Source organism: Acinetobacter sp. 231_lipA (assembly GCF_058243005.1).
Genome location: NZ_JBZAYU010000001.1, coordinates 2,751,782 through 2,767,771 on the forward strand (window position 1 = coordinate 2,751,782; position 15,990 = coordinate 2,767,771).

General features: G+C 41.5%; 17 protein-coding genes. 5 read left to right on the plus strand and 12 right to left on the minus strand.

Annotated features, from left to right (window positions below):
* The first annotated feature begins 74 nt into the window (after window positions 1-74).
* Together rbtA and AC4CUX_RS13480 are read left to right on the plus strand one after the other, a co-directional pair.
* The gene (gene rbtA, locus AC4CUX_RS13475; RefSeq protein ID WP_151836595.1) at window positions 75-1,880 is read left to right on the plus strand and encodes a rhombotarget A; all 1,806 of its coding nucleotides are present in this window, start codon (window positions 75-77) and stop codon (window positions 1,878-1,880) included.
* A 16-nt stretch (window positions 1,881-1,896) separates the two neighbouring features.
* Complete coding sequence (locus AC4CUX_RS13480) at window positions 1,897-4,317, plus strand: CSLREA domain-containing protein (protein ID WP_195728870.1); 2,421 nt, start codon at window positions 1,897-1,899, stop codon at window positions 4,315-4,317.
* Window positions 4,318-4,394: 77 nt separating this feature from the next.
* Here the strand turns inward: AC4CUX_RS13480 and AC4CUX_RS13485 are convergent, their stop codons facing one another.
* The 5 genes from AC4CUX_RS13485 to AC4CUX_RS13505 all read right to left on the minus strand — a co-directional run bounded on the left by AC4CUX_RS13485 (window position 4,395) and on the right by AC4CUX_RS13505 (window position 7,681).
* Window positions 4,395-4,799 (minus strand): DUF3106 domain-containing protein, encoded by a 405-nt coding sequence (locus AC4CUX_RS13485; protein WP_010326404.1) that lies wholly within the window; start codon window positions 4,797-4,799, stop codon window positions 4,395-4,397.
* On the minus strand, window positions 4,789-5,106 hold the full coding sequence (locus AC4CUX_RS13490) for a hypothetical protein (protein WP_004693889.1): 318 nt from the start codon (window positions 5,104-5,106) through the stop codon (window positions 4,789-4,791). The genes AC4CUX_RS13485 and AC4CUX_RS13490 overlap by 11 nt, the downstream gene beginning before the upstream one ends.
* Complete coding sequence (locus tag AC4CUX_RS13495) at window positions 5,103-5,717, minus strand: RNA polymerase sigma factor (RefSeq protein ID WP_004693886.1); 615 nt, start codon at window positions 5,715-5,717, stop codon at window positions 5,103-5,105. The genes AC4CUX_RS13490 and AC4CUX_RS13495 overlap by 4 nt, the downstream gene beginning before the upstream one ends.
* A 161-nt stretch (window positions 5,718-5,878) precedes the next feature.
* Window positions 5,879-6,655, minus strand: a complete 777-nt coding sequence (locus AC4CUX_RS13500; RefSeq protein WP_004693884.1) for a TrmH family RNA methyltransferase — start codon at window positions 6,653-6,655, stop codon at window positions 5,879-5,881.
* A gap of 51 nt (window positions 6,656-6,706) precedes the next feature.
* Entirely contained in the window at window positions 6,707-7,681 is a 975-nt protein-coding gene (locus tag AC4CUX_RS13505; protein WP_259233518.1) for a class 1 fructose-bisphosphatase, read from the minus strand.
* Between the two features lie 181 nt (window positions 7,682-7,862).
* On the opposite strand from AC4CUX_RS13505, the gene AC4CUX_RS13510 reads away from it, so the two are divergent.
* Window positions 7,863-8,063 (plus strand): NF038105 family protein, encoded by a 201-nt coding sequence (locus AC4CUX_RS13510; RefSeq protein ID WP_262469850.1) that lies wholly within the window; start codon window positions 7,863-7,865, stop codon window positions 8,061-8,063.
* A 59-nt stretch (window positions 8,064-8,122) separates the two neighbouring features.
* On the opposite strand, the gene pal is transcribed toward AC4CUX_RS13510, so the two are convergent.
* The 6 genes from pal to ybgC form a co-directional block, all read right to left on the minus strand.
* Window positions 8,123-8,692 carry a peptidoglycan-associated lipoprotein Pal gene (gene pal / locus AC4CUX_RS13515; RefSeq protein WP_201950871.1) on the minus strand — a complete coding sequence of 190 codons (570 nt, stop codon included), beginning with the start codon at window positions 8,690-8,692 and terminating at the stop codon, window positions 8,123-8,125.
* 51 nt (window positions 8,693-8,743) lie between these two features.
* On the minus strand, window positions 8,744-10,027 hold the full coding sequence (tolB, locus tag AC4CUX_RS13520) for a Tol-Pal system beta propeller repeat protein TolB (protein ID WP_005399723.1): 1,284 nt from the start codon (window positions 10,025-10,027) through the stop codon (window positions 8,744-8,746).
* Window positions 10,028-10,383: 356 nt separating this feature from the next.
* Window positions 10,384-11,643, minus strand: coding sequence for a cell envelope integrity protein TolA (gene tolA / locus AC4CUX_RS13525; RefSeq protein WP_201950873.1), 1,260 nt, complete (start codon window positions 11,641-11,643; stop codon window positions 10,384-10,386).
* Between the two features lie 3 nt (window positions 11,644-11,646).
* The gene (tolR, locus tag AC4CUX_RS13530) at window positions 11,647-12,099 is read right to left on the minus strand and encodes a protein TolR (RefSeq protein ID WP_004693872.1); all 453 of its coding nucleotides are present in this window, start codon (window positions 12,097-12,099) and stop codon (window positions 11,647-11,649) included.
* Window positions 12,099-12,797: a protein TolQ gene (gene tolQ, locus AC4CUX_RS13535; RefSeq protein WP_004693871.1), complete on the minus strand. Its 699-nt coding sequence runs from the start codon at window positions 12,795-12,797 to the stop codon at window positions 12,099-12,101. The genes tolR and tolQ overlap by 1 nt, the downstream gene beginning before the upstream one ends.
* Before the next feature lie 26 nt (window positions 12,798-12,823).
* Window positions 12,824-13,231 carry a tol-pal system-associated acyl-CoA thioesterase gene (gene ybgC, locus AC4CUX_RS13540; protein WP_004693869.1) on the minus strand — a complete coding sequence of 136 codons (408 nt, stop codon included), beginning with the start codon at window positions 13,229-13,231 and terminating at the stop codon, window positions 12,824-12,826.
* A gap of 220 nt (window positions 13,232-13,451) precedes the next feature.
* Between ybgC and AC4CUX_RS13545 the strand changes: the two genes are divergently transcribed.
* Together AC4CUX_RS13545 and AC4CUX_RS13550 are read left to right on the plus strand one after the other, a co-directional pair.
* Window positions 13,452-14,033: a hypothetical protein gene (locus AC4CUX_RS13545; protein WP_151836600.1), complete on the plus strand. Its 582-nt coding sequence runs from the start codon at window positions 13,452-13,454 to the stop codon at window positions 14,031-14,033.
* A 76-nt stretch (window positions 14,034-14,109) separates the two neighbouring features.
* Window positions 14,110-14,898: a hypothetical protein gene (locus tag AC4CUX_RS13550; protein WP_004693865.1), complete on the plus strand. Its 789-nt coding sequence runs from the start codon at window positions 14,110-14,112 to the stop codon at window positions 14,896-14,898.
* Window positions 14,899-14,926: 28 nt separating this feature from the next.
* On the opposite strand, the gene ruvB is transcribed toward AC4CUX_RS13550, so the two are convergent.
* Complete coding sequence (ruvB, locus tag AC4CUX_RS13555; RefSeq protein ID WP_151836265.1) at window positions 14,927-15,931, minus strand: Holliday junction branch migration DNA helicase RuvB; 1,005 nt, start codon at window positions 15,929-15,931, stop codon at window positions 14,927-14,929.
* Between the last annotated feature and the right edge of the window lie 59 nt (window positions 15,932-15,990).

Genomic DNA, 15,990 nt, shown 5'->3' on the forward strand with positions numbered 1-15,990 from the left:
AATTGTTAGATATTGCAGGGATTTTGCAATCTAAGAATAAAAAGAAAAGATAAAATAAAAGCAAGGAGATCGTTATGCTCAAGAAGAGCATAGGTGTAGCTACGCTATTGGTGGCGAGTCATGCCTATTCGGACAATATTAAGGTGACCATCACTGACGATATTGTCAAAAATGACACGGAATGTTCACTTCGCGAAGCTATCGACTATATTAATCAAGGTATGCCTGAGGCGGGTTATTATGGCTGCGGGGGCAAAGATGCGATTTCCACCGTCATGCTTGAGAAAAATAAAACCTATTTGCTAAATACCCATCTTGCGATCAAAAAAGATTTAACACTCAGAACAAGTTATGACAGTTCTGTGGGGGAAGAAACTGTTCAGGGTTTAAGTAATGCCATCTTAAAAATGAATGGTTCTGACAATTTATTAAGGGTTGATAATGCTGAGAATGCTTTAATTCGTGTGTTAGTAAAAGAGGTTACTCTACAGGGCTGTGCGAAAGACTGCGGTGTGAATCAAGGTGGTTTAATTTATAACAATGAATATTTAGGTCTTGAGTACGTCAAATTAACAGGTGGTTTTGCAGGGCAAGGGGGGGCGATTTACAATGTCGCAACCTTGCTTGAAGATGGTACCAGTCGTAGTCTAGTCGAAATTCGCGCTACTCTGGTTGAACAAAACCAAGCGGTACAAGGTGCTATTTTGTATGGGGAGGCGCCTTCTTTTCGGATTTATAATTCAGTTTTCAAAGAAAATAAAACAACAGATGCAAGCAGTGCCAATATTTACTCTGTCAATAATGCAGCGGTTAAAGAAGATATAACCTTATCCAGTTTAGCATCACGTCTGGTCAGTAGCACCTTTGTGAAAAATACAGGTTATGTCGTCAATGTTCGAGATGGCATGGCTTTGAATAACTTAACGGTGGTGGGGAACAGTAAAGGGATTTATTTCAATCCATCTACAAACTTGGCTTATCTGGCCAATAGTATCGTTTTAGGAAATAGCGAAAATACTATCTCAAAAAACTGTGCTGGGGATTTAAGTAAAGCAGTCCTTCAGAACAACTTAGTTACACAAACTGACTGTGGCAGTGGAGCGAGCTATTATCCGAATGAGTTTTGGTCTGGCGCCTTGATTGCAGGCAGCGATGTGGTGGGTGAGTGTAAAACCATGTCTGCAGATGCTGACAGTTTATTGTGTCCTTATATTGTTCCCAACCAAAAATTTTTAGGCTATATCCGTCCACGCATTTTAATGAGTCAGACACATTGGTTAGATTCTCCAATTGTGAATAAGGGGAAAGTGGTTGTAAACACAACAGATTCTTTAATTGGTTGTGAAAATTCAGATCAACGCGGTGTGAATCGAAATACGAACAATACCTTTTGTGACCGTGGTGCAATTGAGATTGAAGTCCCAACCACGATTAGTTTAATTGGTGAAGATCTGATTGCGGGGCAAGTAGCTAAACTTTCTGTTGCAGATCTGCTAGGCGATAGTGATCTACTGTCCAAAACCGAATGTGCAAGTTTATTCAAATTAGCTAAAGCACCAAATGGTGAAGAATGGCAGCCGGGTTGTATGCGGGTGCAGCAGACTCAAACGGTATCGAAAGGCAAAGTGGTGATTGATGAACTAGGAAATATTACTTACACGCCAAATGGAGCATGGCATGGTGCTGATATTTTCAGGTTACAGTTGGTCACAACCACAACACGCTTTGATGAGCATGTTCCGTTCATTGAAGTGAATGTACAAATTGTACAGGAACCGCAAAATCATATGGAAAGTGACAAAATTAAAACCTCTGGGGGAAGCACAGGTATTCTGAGCTTACTGGGGTTATTTGCTTTAATTTTGATGCGTCGAAAATAAAAAGAAAAGGGCGAACATGAAACACTTTAAAAAAGGACTATTGGGTGTCATGGTTGTAGCTGCTATGACATTAATGGCTGCAGAAGATAGAACAATTCTTGTCAACACATTTGATGATGAAGATAATGTGAACATGAATCAATGTTCACTCCGTGAGGCAATCAAAACAGCCAGCTTAAACAAGGCTTATGGGGGCTGTAGTGCTGGGAATACGGGTTCAGGTCAAACCGATTATATTCAGTTAGAAGCTGGGACGTATAAACTGAGTAAGGAAATTGTTCCCGAGTCTAAAGTGGTGGTTTTTGGGAAAAGCCCTTATTTAGATCGTGAGAAAAATCCCATCACTTTTAAGTATCCTGCCCTAGGTGAATTGACTTCACGGATTGATGGGGGTGGAAAGTCACGTTTATTTAATACCATTACCAAGACCAGTTTGACGCTAGAGAATGTCATTTTAGAAAATGGTTATTCGGTAGATGAAGGCGGTGCTTTATTGGTCGGTGGAGCATTAACCTTAAATAATGCACAAATTCTAAACTCAAAGTCAGATAAAAAAGGTGGAGCACTCTATCTTGTTGGTCCTGGTGAGCATCAGGTGACTGTAAATAATAGTGTATTACAAGGCAACCAAGCGACTGTGGGTAGTGTTCTTGCAATGCAATGCTATGCAGGGCTGTTGGATGTAAAAACCAATATAGAGTTTGGAGCGAATAGTATTATTTCGAATGGTCAGATATCGAATCTAAATACATTCGATTTTTGTGGTAACCCAAAAGTTGCTATGGCGAATAATACGATCGCAAAAAATACAGTAAATTCGACAAATGGAAGCATTATTTATGCCGTCAATACTCGAGATCATAATCTGAGTCTTGAAAGTAATTTCTTATTGTCAAATAACACTATTGTAGAAAACAGTGCAGCGAGCGTTTTGGATTATGACGATTTCGGTACGAAGTCGTTGTATTACAATGTACTTGCATATAATGGAAACACATCATGCCGCTATGTCGGTTCTCAGACACTATCCGACAAATATGATGCAGGTGTGACAGCAGGTTACAATGCGTTTGATACGGTGAACAGTCAGTGTGAACTGGCAGCAAGTGCACGAATACTCGATGGTACGACAGATACTAATATTGATGTGAAAAATGTGGCTATAGGGAGTCTACTCAGTTCCTTAACTTCGCCATCGAAATATAATTTATTCCGCCCAATGTATTTCCCGAAAGTGAATAGTGGTGGAGTTGATTTACTCGATACCAACAGTAAATTGAGCTGTAATGATAGTGACCAGCGTGGTCTAGACCGTATCGTCGATGGAACATTGATGTTAGCACCTGCGGAAGCCAACAGTTGCGATATTGGGTCGGTTGAATTACGTCGTTTAGCGGCAGCGGATATTGCTGATTTGAAAAATACCTCGCAGGCAGAGCGTTTGCAAGTGTATGAAAATACTATTAAGGAATTAGAAGAATTAATCGCCAATAAAAACACCAATCCAGACTTTTTGATCGAGTTTAATGAAGAGTTAAAGCGTTATAAAGAGCTTTTAGCGGCAACTAAACTACATCAAAAATATCGGGCGATTTATGTCGATCCCTTCCAGTTTGTCTTGCAAGATGAGGCCGTGGTCAACACTGCTGATGGAACGTCGGCTTTAAAAGAAATGAACACTGAGAATTATACCATTACAGAAACTCAGGTATTGGGTATAGGTGTGCTCAGCGCCAAAGATGGTGTGCTGGATACCTCAAAACTCAGAGCGGATCCAACTTTACGCTGTGAGTGGAAGGATGATTTAAAACAAATCATGATTTATCGCACCGATGGTAAGCCTACAACCAGCACGGAATATGTGTATTGCCAATATAGTGTGAAGAGTAAGGCGACGCAGGCAATCTCTTCGGGGATTTTAAAAGCGGAGTTTAGCAATATACAACCGATTGCCAAAACGGATGAATACACCCTGAATTATGGTGGCACTTTAAAACTCAATGTAAATCCACTTGCAAATGATAGTGATGATGGTGACGGGCCAATTAGTACAGTCGCGGCAGAACATCAGCGTCCAGCATTTCACCGTGATGCGAATGGAAAGGATCTTGCTATTCGTATTGTACGTCAGGATGCAGGCATTAATATTAAGCCAGAACGTACAGGTTCTTGTCCGGGAGAATATGAAAAATATGTATGTTATGGCGGCAATATTGAAGTTGAAGTCCGCAATAATTTCAGTCCATTCCCTTATGAAATTGAATATGTGATCTATGATGCAGAGGCTGAAGAGTCTAAATCTGCGATGATGTATTTTACGAACACCGCTAAAAATACCAATACGGAAGCGAGTGGCGGTGGTGGTGGCTCAATGGGTGGCCTTGGGGTGCTTGGATTGTTGTCATTAGCGTGGTTTAGACAACGACGAAAAATATAAATGTAAGCATAAAAAATGCCTCACATGAGGCATTTTTTTATGAGCGTTTCTATAGTATTTATATTCGGTTAGGCATCTTAATGTGTAGCAGTGTTGCTATGGATGTATTTATTGATATATTCATTTCGAATATTCACACGTTCATCTGCATCTGCTTTTTGCATGCGTACACGTAAATCACGTCGTTCTTGGGTGCTCATCTGTTGCCAAGTGTCACGCATTTTTTGCTTTTCTTGCTCAGGTAACTGAGTAAACCAGTCCATACGTTGTTGCAGGGCTGCACTCTGCGCATCGGGCAGTTCTTTTAGTGACTGGTAACGTTGAATCAACGCACGCTGTTCTTCTTCAGACAACGATTCCCATGTTTCAGACACTTGGGTATCTGCATCTTTGGAAAAAATCCAAAAACGATCAAAACCTGCAAAACTGGTTTGTAAAAAACCTAGCGTGCAAAGTGCGAAAGCGACACGTTTAGCTGCCATGTGGAACAGTGTCCTCACCTAAAACCAATAACATTTCTAAATCTTCAACCATTTGAGGTGAAAGTTTAGGAGTCGAAACCACTTGGTTATGTGGTTTTTCATCAAGGGTTACAGAGTTCGGAAGTACGACAAAGCCAGCAATAGCCGCAGCTAAAGCAAAACCTGACATTTTCCAAAGGCCATAACGTGAGGACTTTTGATCTTGAATGTCATCAAGAACATGTTGCATCACCACGGGTTTGTTTTTGTGGTGTTGCGCGAGCCCATCAAGTTTGGAGGTTACTTGCTTTAAGAAATCATCTTTCATTCGGATGATCCTCCTAGATGTGGATTCAAATGTGCGAGAGCATTGCGTAAGCCTTGAATCGCACGGTGGTAATGAGTTTTAACGCTGCCTTCAGAACAATTCATGATTTGTGCAGTGGTTGCAGTATCAAAACCTTCCCATGCACGTAACATAAATGCTTGCTGTTGACGAACAGGAAGACCAGCAATGGCTTCTTGAATTTCATCCGCAGTGACAGCTTGACTTAAAAAGTCTGAAGGATTCAGCGCTCTTTCATCGACCACCTCATTGACTTCAAAATCGTCATCATCAAGACTGACTTTTTTGAAGAAAGAAAAGGGTTGTGCTCGACGTGCTTCTTTACGACGCCAATCCTGTAATTTATTGGTTAAAATGGTATAGAACAGGGGATACCATTCTTCCGTAGATCGATCAGAATAAGATTTATGTAATGAAATAAAGGCTTCTTGCACCAAATCCATGGCGATACCCTGCTGGTTTTGGGTGGCACTTTCCATCATCACTAACGCACGACCAGTCACTTCTTGCATGAAGTTTTTTAGGCGAGACTCGGCGGTACTCTTAAGAGTACTAGAATCTTGCGTTTTAGACTGTTTGGGTGCTAAATCCATAGAGATGGAAAATCCTGTCATCGGATACCCACCATTATTTCCTCAATCATGTGCCTATAACGTTGGAAATAATGGTTTGGTTGACAACACAAGTAATTATTTTTTCTAGTGTAATCTATTTTTTCTGCTGAGCCGACTTTAGTTAATATAACTTAACGATTTTAAAGTCGTTGTCGTACCATTTCAAAAAAGCAGATTGAACCCGCAATAGCGACATTGAGAGATTCTTGGCCACCGGGCTGTGGGATGCTCAGTGCTTGAGCATGTGCCAAAGCAAAGTCAGAAACTCCTTGGCCTTCATTGCCTAAGATCCAGACACAAGCTTGTGTTAAATCTTTTTGATATAAACTTTCAGCCTGATGTGAGCTGGTCACATACACTGGAATTTCAAAGCGTTCGAGTACATCTTCGATGGCTACGTTTTCATAGGTGTTGAGTGAGAAGTGTGCACCCATGCCTGCGCGTAATACACGTGGTGACCAGAGTGCAGCAGAACCTTTGGTACAAATAACTTGCTTAATACCTGCTGCAGCAGCAGAGCGGAGTAGTGTACCTACATTGCCTGGATCTTGAATGTTTTCCAAAATCAATGTATCCAAGCTAAAGTCTACACTTTGGCTTGAACTTGGTAAGTCTACAACTGCCAAGAAGGGCAAAGTGGTCCCTAATGTGCTTAAGTCACGATATAGGCTTTCAGCAATGACAAAAACAGCACCTTCATATTCATCTAGAATATCGCAAATATCAGGGTGTTCGAGTGCATTTTCAGTAGTGAAAATAGAATTGAGTTTCTTCTTTTTTTCAACCCAAGCTAAGCCTAAGTGTGTCCCTTCAAGCACAGTTTGACCCTGCTTTTTACGGTAGCTGCTTTGCTCTATTAAACCTCGGAGATGTTTAATCTTTGGGTTGTCTTTTGATTCAAGGAAAATAATCGACATGGAGAAGACTCATGCGCATAACGCGTCAGATGGCTATGCGCATTTAAAAAATTAGTTGTGGTAGCCAGTCACTAAATCGACTTCGTTTTTAGAACCAATAATCACAGGGACACGTTGGTGTAGGTCAGTTGGTTGGATGTCTAAAATACGAACGCGACCCGTTGTAGATGCACCGCCAGCTTGTTCAATTAGCATACTCATAGGGTTTGCTTCATACATTAAACGCAGGCGACCTGCTTTTTTCGGATCTTTGAGGTCGTATGGATACATGAAAATCCCGCTACGGCAAAGAATGCGGTGAATGTCGCCCACCATACATGCAACCCAACGCATATTGAAGTCTTTCTCACGCGGACCTGTTTTACCTGCGAGAAGTTCTTCAATATAACGTTTTACTGGGTTTTCCCAGTGGCGTTGGTTTGAAGAGTTAATAGCATATTCTTTGGTATCTGCTGCCACTTGAATATTTTCAGAGGTGAGTAAGAATTGTTGAGTTTCTGGGTCAAAGGTAAAGAATACTGTGCCTGCACCGACTGTTAATGCCAACATGGTTGATGGGCCATAAAGCACATAACCCGCAGCAACTTGTTGGTTGCCCGCTTGCATAAAGTCTTCAGCTTGTGTCACTGCATTTTTTGCAGGCAAGATTGAGAAAATAGTACCCACACACATATTAATGTCGATGTTGCTTGAACCATCAAGGGGGTCAAATAAAACTAAATATTTGCCATTTTCTTGAGCTGGTGTGAATTCATCCAATTCTTCAGACGCTAAACCACCAACTTGTGGGTGGATTTTTAGAGCATCAATCAAATAATCATTTGAAATCACATCCAGTTTTTTCTGTTCTTCACCTTGCACGTTTTCATGCTGCGCGCTACCTAAGACACCAGCTAAAGCACCTTTTTGTAAAGCTTGATCGATGGTTTGGCAAGTAGCAGCAATGGTGCTAATTACTTGTGCCAATTCAGGCGTAAGATTTCCCGTTTGTTGTTCTAAAAATTGGGACAGATTGAGATATGACATAAGGGGGAGGACTCCACTAAAACTTGAATACGTAACAAAATCAACATTGCGCTATATTTTAGTCGAGAACGAGACAAAAGAACAATTAAACTCGACTATTTGCTGCGATTTTACCCTTGCAAGTCTTGTGGAAAGTGCTATGTTGATGGAAGGAATATCAGGTAAAAATAGGAGCACAACAATGACAACGCAAAAATTTGATGCGACTCCAACGCCGAGCGAAGGGATTAACTTAGATGATATTTCAGACGATAGCGTGAAAAAAGCGTGGCAAGACTACGAAGCAAAAGCTGAGTATAAAAAGTTCAATAAACATGACATGATTGAATCTATGCAACATGTTGAAGAATCTGATGAAAATCCCAAGCCTGAACAAGTTTAAGTCATAAAAAAGCGCTCATCGAAAGGAGCGCTTTTTTTATTTCAGTTGTGATGCCAGCATTATTTTAAAAGTGGTGGAACTGCTTCGTAGTTAATTTCTACGCGACGGTTTTCTTTCCATGCATTTTCGTCATGGCCCGCATTGATTGGCATTTCTTTACCATAACTAACGGCTTCAAGTTGGTTTGGACTCACACCTGTGGTGATTAAGAAACTTTCAACCGCTTTGGCACGACGTTCACCCAATGCCATATTGTACTCACGTGTACCGCGCTCATCAGTATGGCCTGTTAACGCCACACGCGAATTTGCATTTGCCATTAAGAACTGCGCATGTGCTTGTAGCGTTTGGTAATCATTATTGCTGAGGTCGCTACTGTCATAGTCAAAATGCACAACGCGTTTTGCTAAAAATGCTTTGTTGGCTTCAGTCACGCCTTTTGCCGATGCACCTGCAAGATTTTGTGCATTTAAAGCAGCATCTTCACTTAGACCTTGAGTATTGACTGTGGTTGAACCATTTGGGTTTTGACCCGCTTCAATTGTTGCAGCAGGTTTACGGCTCGCACATCCTGTAACTACAAGAGCAGTCGCTAAGATTGGAAGGGCTAAAAGCTTGATGGATTTCATTCTTCATCTCCATGAAAATTGATGATTATTAAATGACTAGTCATTAAAAAGTTATTTGGGTGCCCAAGCAGGTTCACGGACTTCACCTTGTTCACTTGGTAAATTCATACGGAAACGTCCATCCAGTGACATGATCGACAACAAACCACGTGAACCTTCACGAGTTGCATAGACCACCATCTGCCCATTTGGTGAGAAACTTGGTGATTCATCTAAACTGGTTGGAGTTAAAATATTAGTGACGCTTGAGTTTAAATCTTGAATAGCGACTTTATAGTTACTACCACTTGGACGGTGAACCAGTGCCAGCTTTTTGCCATCGGCACTGAGCGTACCACGTGCATTGAATGCGCCACGGAAGGTCAGGCGGTTATAACTGCTATTTGCCAAGTCATAACGGTAGATTTGTGCAGAACCGCCACGGTCAGAAGTAAAGATAAATGACTTACCATCTGGTGCATAACGCGCTTCAGTATCAATGGCGCTGTCGTTGGTCATACGTTGCAGTTGACGTGTTTCCAAGTTCATTTGGTAAATTTCTGGATTGCCATGCATAGAAGCCGTGAACAACATACTTTTCCCGTCAGGAGAGAAGCTTGGTGCACCATTTAGACCACGGAAGCTAGCAAGCTTTTCGCGAGCACCTGTGGAAAGGTCTTGGACATAAATTGCAGGGCGTTTGGTTTCAAACGAAACATAAGCAATTTTCTTGGCATCTGGTGTCCAAGCAGGCGATAAAATTGGATCGCGTGACGTTAAAATTGTACGTGGTTGCTCACCATCAGTATCCGCGATTTGTAGTGTATAGCGTTGTTCCGGTGTAGCAGGATTACGTAGCACATAAGCAATACGACCGCTAAAGTCTCCTGGAATACCAGTTAATGCTTGATAAATAGCATCACTAATCATGTGTGCAGCAGAACGAACGCGTGATGCTGGAACAGTTAATAATTCATTTAAAAGATATTGTTGTTTTTGGACATCGTACAGTTGGTAATGAACCTCGTAGCTACCATTTTCAGTGGTTTTTACTGTTCCTGTAACGACATATGGAACACCTGCTGCTTGCCAGTTGGCTGCGTTCGGATTATTCATGCTGGCTGTTGCAGGTAAATTTTTTGAAGCGCTGGTAAATTTCCCTGAGCGGTTTAAATCCGTTTCAATAATGGGATAGAGACTGCTGTCATTGCTAAAAGGTACGATTGCAATTTTAGGCGCTTCTTCAGGTGCTTTTGCAATTTCTAAGTGAAGCTGAGCATGTGCTTGAGTCACTAAGACTGGGCTGAAAGCAGTTAAAATGGCTAGGCTAAGAAGGTGTTTACGCGTCATTTCCATCATTCGTTATTTACTCAAACAAACGGCTTTTATTGTGGGTTTAATTGTTCTACATAATGGCATGATTTTCTAATATTAAAAGCATGAAATTATGACTGATCTGTTATAACACTGTGAAAAATGAGTAAGAATTAAGTCGTTTAAGCGTAAATGCAAAAACGCATAGGTAGATATGTGTGATAAGGGGGAGTGGAGGCTCGCTTGTATTGAGTGAAATATCGACTGAAATTAAAGACTTCACATCGATTACTATTGAGCATGGATACAGATTAAATGTATTTAAAATAAGTTATTTGAATATATAAAAGTACTGAGCTTTAGGCTAAAAAATCCCCTGACTGTTCAGGGGATTTGGATTATTTCGCAGTAAAGGATGAGGTAAAGCTTTGTGCTTGCCGGCGTGCTTCTGGATCTGAAGGCATTGGGTAGGGGGCAGCAGAACGAACAGCAGCTTCAACACTGGCTTTCATGTCAGGATCACTTGAATTGACAATCACCGAACGTACGGAACCGTTATCAGATAAGGTCACTCGCGCTGTTGCGGTCTTACCACTTGAGCCTGCTGGGGTATCCCAAGCGCGTTTAATTTTATTTTCAAAGTCGCGCTTAGCCGTTGAAGCAATTTGCTTGGCTTCAGCTTTCTTTTGCGCGGCTTCTTCGGCAGCTTGTTTTGCAGATGAAGCACGTGCTTCTTCAGCCGCACGCTCTTTGGCTTCGGCATCAGCTTTACGTTTGGCATCAGCAGCGGCTTTGGCTTTTTCGGCATCAGCTTTGGCTTTTGCGTCAGCATTTGCCTTAGCTTTATCAGCATCAGCTTTACGTTTCGCATCAGCGTCAGCTTTGGTCTTCGCAGCATCTGCTTTAGCTTTAGCATCGGCATTTGCCTTGGCTTTTGCATCAGCGGCGGCTTTTGCTTTGTCCGCATCGGCTTTACGTTTTGCATCAGCGGCAGCCTTGGCTTTATCTGCATCTGCTTTGGCCTTTGCATCAGCGTCTTGCTTCTGCTTTTTAGCGAGATCCGCTTTCTTTTGTGCCTCTAGCTTAGCTTTTTGTACTGCCTCTGCTTTTTTCAATGCTTCTAAGTTTGCTCGGCGTTTGGCGTCTGCTTCGGCTGTCGCCGCTGCATCTGCTTTGGCTTTCTCAGCATCTTTAGCTTGCTCCGCTGCACGGGTAGCAGCACGTTCTTGCTGAGCTTGTAGTTTTTCAGCTTCTGCCTTTGCACGTGCCTGAATCTGCTGCTGTAATTCAGCTTTACGCGCTGCCGTTTCAGCAGCATTGGCATCCGCTGCTGCTTTTTGAGCGTCGACCTTTGGCACAATGGGTGTTATAGGTGGCGCGGTTGGGATAACAGGTGCAGGCTCTACAGCGGGCGGAGCAGTTTGTGTGATTTCTTTGGCGACATTTTCATGTGCTGTTTCAGTAAACTCTGTTTCTTCAAGCGTAACAGGCTTTAAGTCCTCAGGTTTGATGAGCACAGTTCTAATTTGCTTCGGTGGCTCTGGTGGTTTACTCATACCAAGATAAAGTAAGCCAACAACAGCAATCACATGGATACCAAAGGTAAATCCAAGCGCGATAGCTTTTTGTTTAAACGGTGGCTTTTTAAAATCTTTCATAAATTACTTTAATGGCTCTGTGAGTAATCCAACTTGGCTGAGACCCGCTTCTTGTAGACTGTTCATGAGCGACATGACTTCGCCATAAGAGCGTGACTGTTCACCTTCCACAACAACGGTTAAAGTTTTATTTTCAGCCTGAGCTTGTTGCTGTGCTTCACTTAAAATAGAGGTCAATTCAGATAAAGCCAAAGGTTCAGCTGAACTGTGTGTTTTATATTTAAGAAAATAGCGACCTTCTTTATCTAAGCTGACCATTGCAGGTGCATCTTTTGATTCAATGGGGTTGCCATTGGCCTGAGGAAGATCGACATTGATGCCGCTCGTAATCATGGGTGCGGTGACCATAAAAATCACTAATAATACGAGCATCACGTCAATATATGGGACGACGTTCATCTCACTTTTTAGTGGTTTCTTAATGCGCTCGAAGCGCCCTGAACGTTGAATTGCCATTAGTCATGTTCCTTAGTTTCACCCAAAGACTGACGTTGTAATAACGCAACCATTTCTTCTGCAAATAAAGCACGATCGGAGTAAACCGTTTCGCCTTTTCCTGTGTAATGGTTAAATGCCAATACCGCAGGAATCGCTGCAAATAAACCAATCGCTGTAGCAATGAGGGCTTCAGCAATACCCGGTGCAACCGTTGCAAGGGTGACTTGATCTACGTCTGCTAAACCGATGAATGCATTCATGATGCCCCAAACGGTACCAAATAAGCCAACATACGGGGCCACAGAACCAATGCTGGCCAAAGCACCTAAGCCTTGTTCAAGTTGGCTTTGGTCACGACTTAGACCGACGCGTAAAATACGTTCTGTGCCTTCAATGGTTTGTGCTGGAGCAGCATTGCGTTTTTTTAGTTTTAAAAACTCGCCTAAACCTTGATAAAAAATATCCTCAAGGCCGACACGTTTGGAGTTAAGTTGCGCATTGTTATACAGCGTATTCAGTTCAGCACCTGACCAAAAAATTTTTTGGAAATGGTCATCGTCTGCCTGTGCTTTTTTATAACTCATGTGTAACTTGGCAATCAGATACCAGCTAAACAGCGAGGCCAAAAGTAAAGCCAGCATTACCAGTTGTACGACTGGGCTTGCTTGTAATATTAGATCTGAAACTTGAAGAGATGATTCGAGTTGAGTTGCCATAGTTACTACATGTGCCAATAATTTTTTTAGTCTTGTCCTAATTCTTTTAGAATCAGTTCGCGGATTTCATCGGGAAGTCGACGTGGTTTCATTTCTGAACTGATACATGCCAATTCGACCTCACCAGATGCAAGCATGATTTCACCACGATAAATATTTTGTTGCAACACAAATGACGTAGCCTTACACGAAACAACACTTGCTGTAACAGTAATTAAATCATCCATTAAAATTGGACGTGAATATTTCACATTAATTTTGTGTACAACGAAGTTATAGTCTTTTTGATGCCAGTAATGATCTACACCAGAAGCACGTAACCACTCGGTACGGGTACGCTCCATAAAGCGAATATGATTGGCGTGGTAAACAATGCCACCTGCATCAGTATCTTCAATATAGACACGAATGTTGAATTCAAATTTATTCGCCATGAGAGTATTCCGTTTTCCAGTTGTACGAGTCGATTTAGATTGACTTGGCGCTTTTATATTTAAGGACAGGGTCTTAAAATTGGTGCACGTCAAAGTACTAATGCGTCGCAGTTTAGCATTATGAGATTTCACTCCAATGGCACAAGATGTCAAATATTGTGATTCATGACTGTTGGGGAAGTTGAGCGCAGTATGGCTATAAAAATATAAGGATAAGGGAATGAATGGTTATTTTAAGCTGCTGCTTATTTTGGCTGTGGCATTTGCGCTGTGGACATATTGGCTTAAACCTGAGCAAGGAAGCAGAAGTTTAGAGTTATATTCACCGACTGAAAATGTACAGTACGTTGAAGGCTACACAATTACTTCCTTAGAACCATATGTAGGAGAGTTTCGTGTGTTGGCGCGTGAAAACTATAGGATGGGTCGTGAAGCAGAGCTGAGTCCTGTTGATTTTGCTTTAGGTTGGAATGAGATGGCGAAGCCAGAGGTCTATAAGCAACTATCTATTACACAAAGTAATCGTTGGTATTATTGGCGTTATGAGAACAATCCACCCATTCCAGTAAATGACATTGCCTCGAGTAGTGCCAATACGCATTTGATCCCAGCCAATAAAGTTGTTGCACAAAAACTTGCAGATATTGATGTGGATGACATGGTTTATTTAAAAGGGCAACTGGTTGAAGTTAAGTCGGCTGATGGTTGGAAGTGGCGCAGTTCACTGAGTCGGACAGACACAGGAAATGGGGCGTGTGAGTTAATGCTGGTGGAGGATGTGAGAGAAATTTCTTCTTTATAAACCTTACTTTGTGTTCAAGCCTATTTGAAGTTTAGTATGATAAAGCCACTTGATAAGTTAAAAATAAGTTTGAAATATGCCTAAGCAAGATTCTAACGATATAGTAATTCAACTTCCTTGGACAGTGCCTCAACAACCAAGTGTGCAAACAATAGTTTTCCAGCAGCCTGCTAAAACACATATGGAATTAAATGCTTCTACAGACAAAACGGCTATTTTGTCTTTTGCACTTTCTGTTGTGATTGCATTAGCTTTAGGTGGCTTAGCTACTTGGTTGGCATATTGGTATGGACGAAAAAGTTTTGATTTAACGAAGCAGTCTTTTGATGCGGTAATTAAGCAAATAGAAAGTTCTGAAAGACTAATGATGGAATCAAATAGTAATTTAATTGAAAATCAATATAAACAATTACTTATGAAGAATAAAATAGATGGTTTTAATAAGGATAGAAATGAATTTAAAAGATTGGTAGTTGATTTTCTAACTGAGGCGGAAAATTTATCAACATTTATTGGATTTACTGCGATGGAAAGTATAAAGATTGATTTATCAAAGCATGTTCAAAAGGGTACGTATGGTTATGAAATATATAAAGAACTCCAAGGAAGATTGAAAAATATGCAGGCTTTAAAGGTGAAAATATCATTTGAAGTTTTTTACTATACTGCTGATTTTCAAACTGAGGTAAATCTAATTTTAAGAGACATTGTTTTAGATGGTGCTTTATTAAATAATGCTCTATTACGTAAAAGTAGTACATTGCAGGAAGACATTAAAGCATATAGAAATCACATTGCAAAATTTAAACTCATTGCAAAAAAACTTTTAAAAAATGAGATGGTTTTAGATAAATTCATAAACTAAGCCTATTTTTCAGGCTTAGTTTTTTTGCTTAATGTTTCGGCTCAGGTGGTGTCATACCAAACTGCAAATACGCCATATTGGTGGCAATACGGCCACGGGCTGTCCGCATGACATAACCTTGTTGAATCAAATACGGTTCAATCACGTCCTCTAATGTACCTGAGTCTTCAGCCATCGCTGCTGCCAAAGCTTCTACACCACCAGGGCCGCCATCAAAACGTTCAAGTAACATACTCAAATAACGACGGTCTAAAGTGTCTAAACCATCTTTATCGACATTGAGCATATCGAGGGCACGCTGAGCCATGTCTTGTGTCACCTCACCAGTACCTTTGACTTGCGCATAGTCACGAACTCGACGTAGTAAGCGGTTTGCAATACGTGGTGTGCCGCGAGAACGACGTGCAATTTCTGCTGAACCTTCACGCGTAATAGGTACATCCATCAAATTGGCAGAACGAGTCACAATATGCGTCAAGTCACTAACTGAATAGAACTCAAGGCGTTGCACAATACCAAAACGGTCACGTAAAGGAGAAGTGAGTAGACCTGCGCGTGTGGTTGCGGCAACTAAAGTAAAAGGGGGTAAGTCGAGCTTAATTGAACGAGCCGCAGGACCTTCACCAATCATAATATCGAGTTGGTAGTCTTCCATGGCTGGATAAAGAATTTCTTCAATCACGGGAGAAAGACGGTGGATTTCGTCGATGAACAGCACATCACCTTCTTCAAGGTTGGTCAGCATGGCTGCCAAGTCCCCAGCACGTTCCAATACTGGGCCGGAAGTCGACTTGAGGTTTCCCCCCATTTCACGCGCAATAATATTGGCAAGTGTAGTTTTACCCAGTCCTGGCGGACCAAAAATTAAGGTGTGATCAAGGGCTTCACTACGACCACGTGCTGCGCCAATAAAGATTTCCATTTGTTCACGAACCACGGGCTGACCGATGTAGTCATCGAGTGAGGTCGGGCGGATAGCGCGGTCGATATGATCTTCGGGTTTTTCGGAACCACCGATGAGACGGTCTTGCATATAGTTAAATCAATCTCTGGCTAAACTTTCGAGGCACAGCCTCAAATTATGATTTGTGT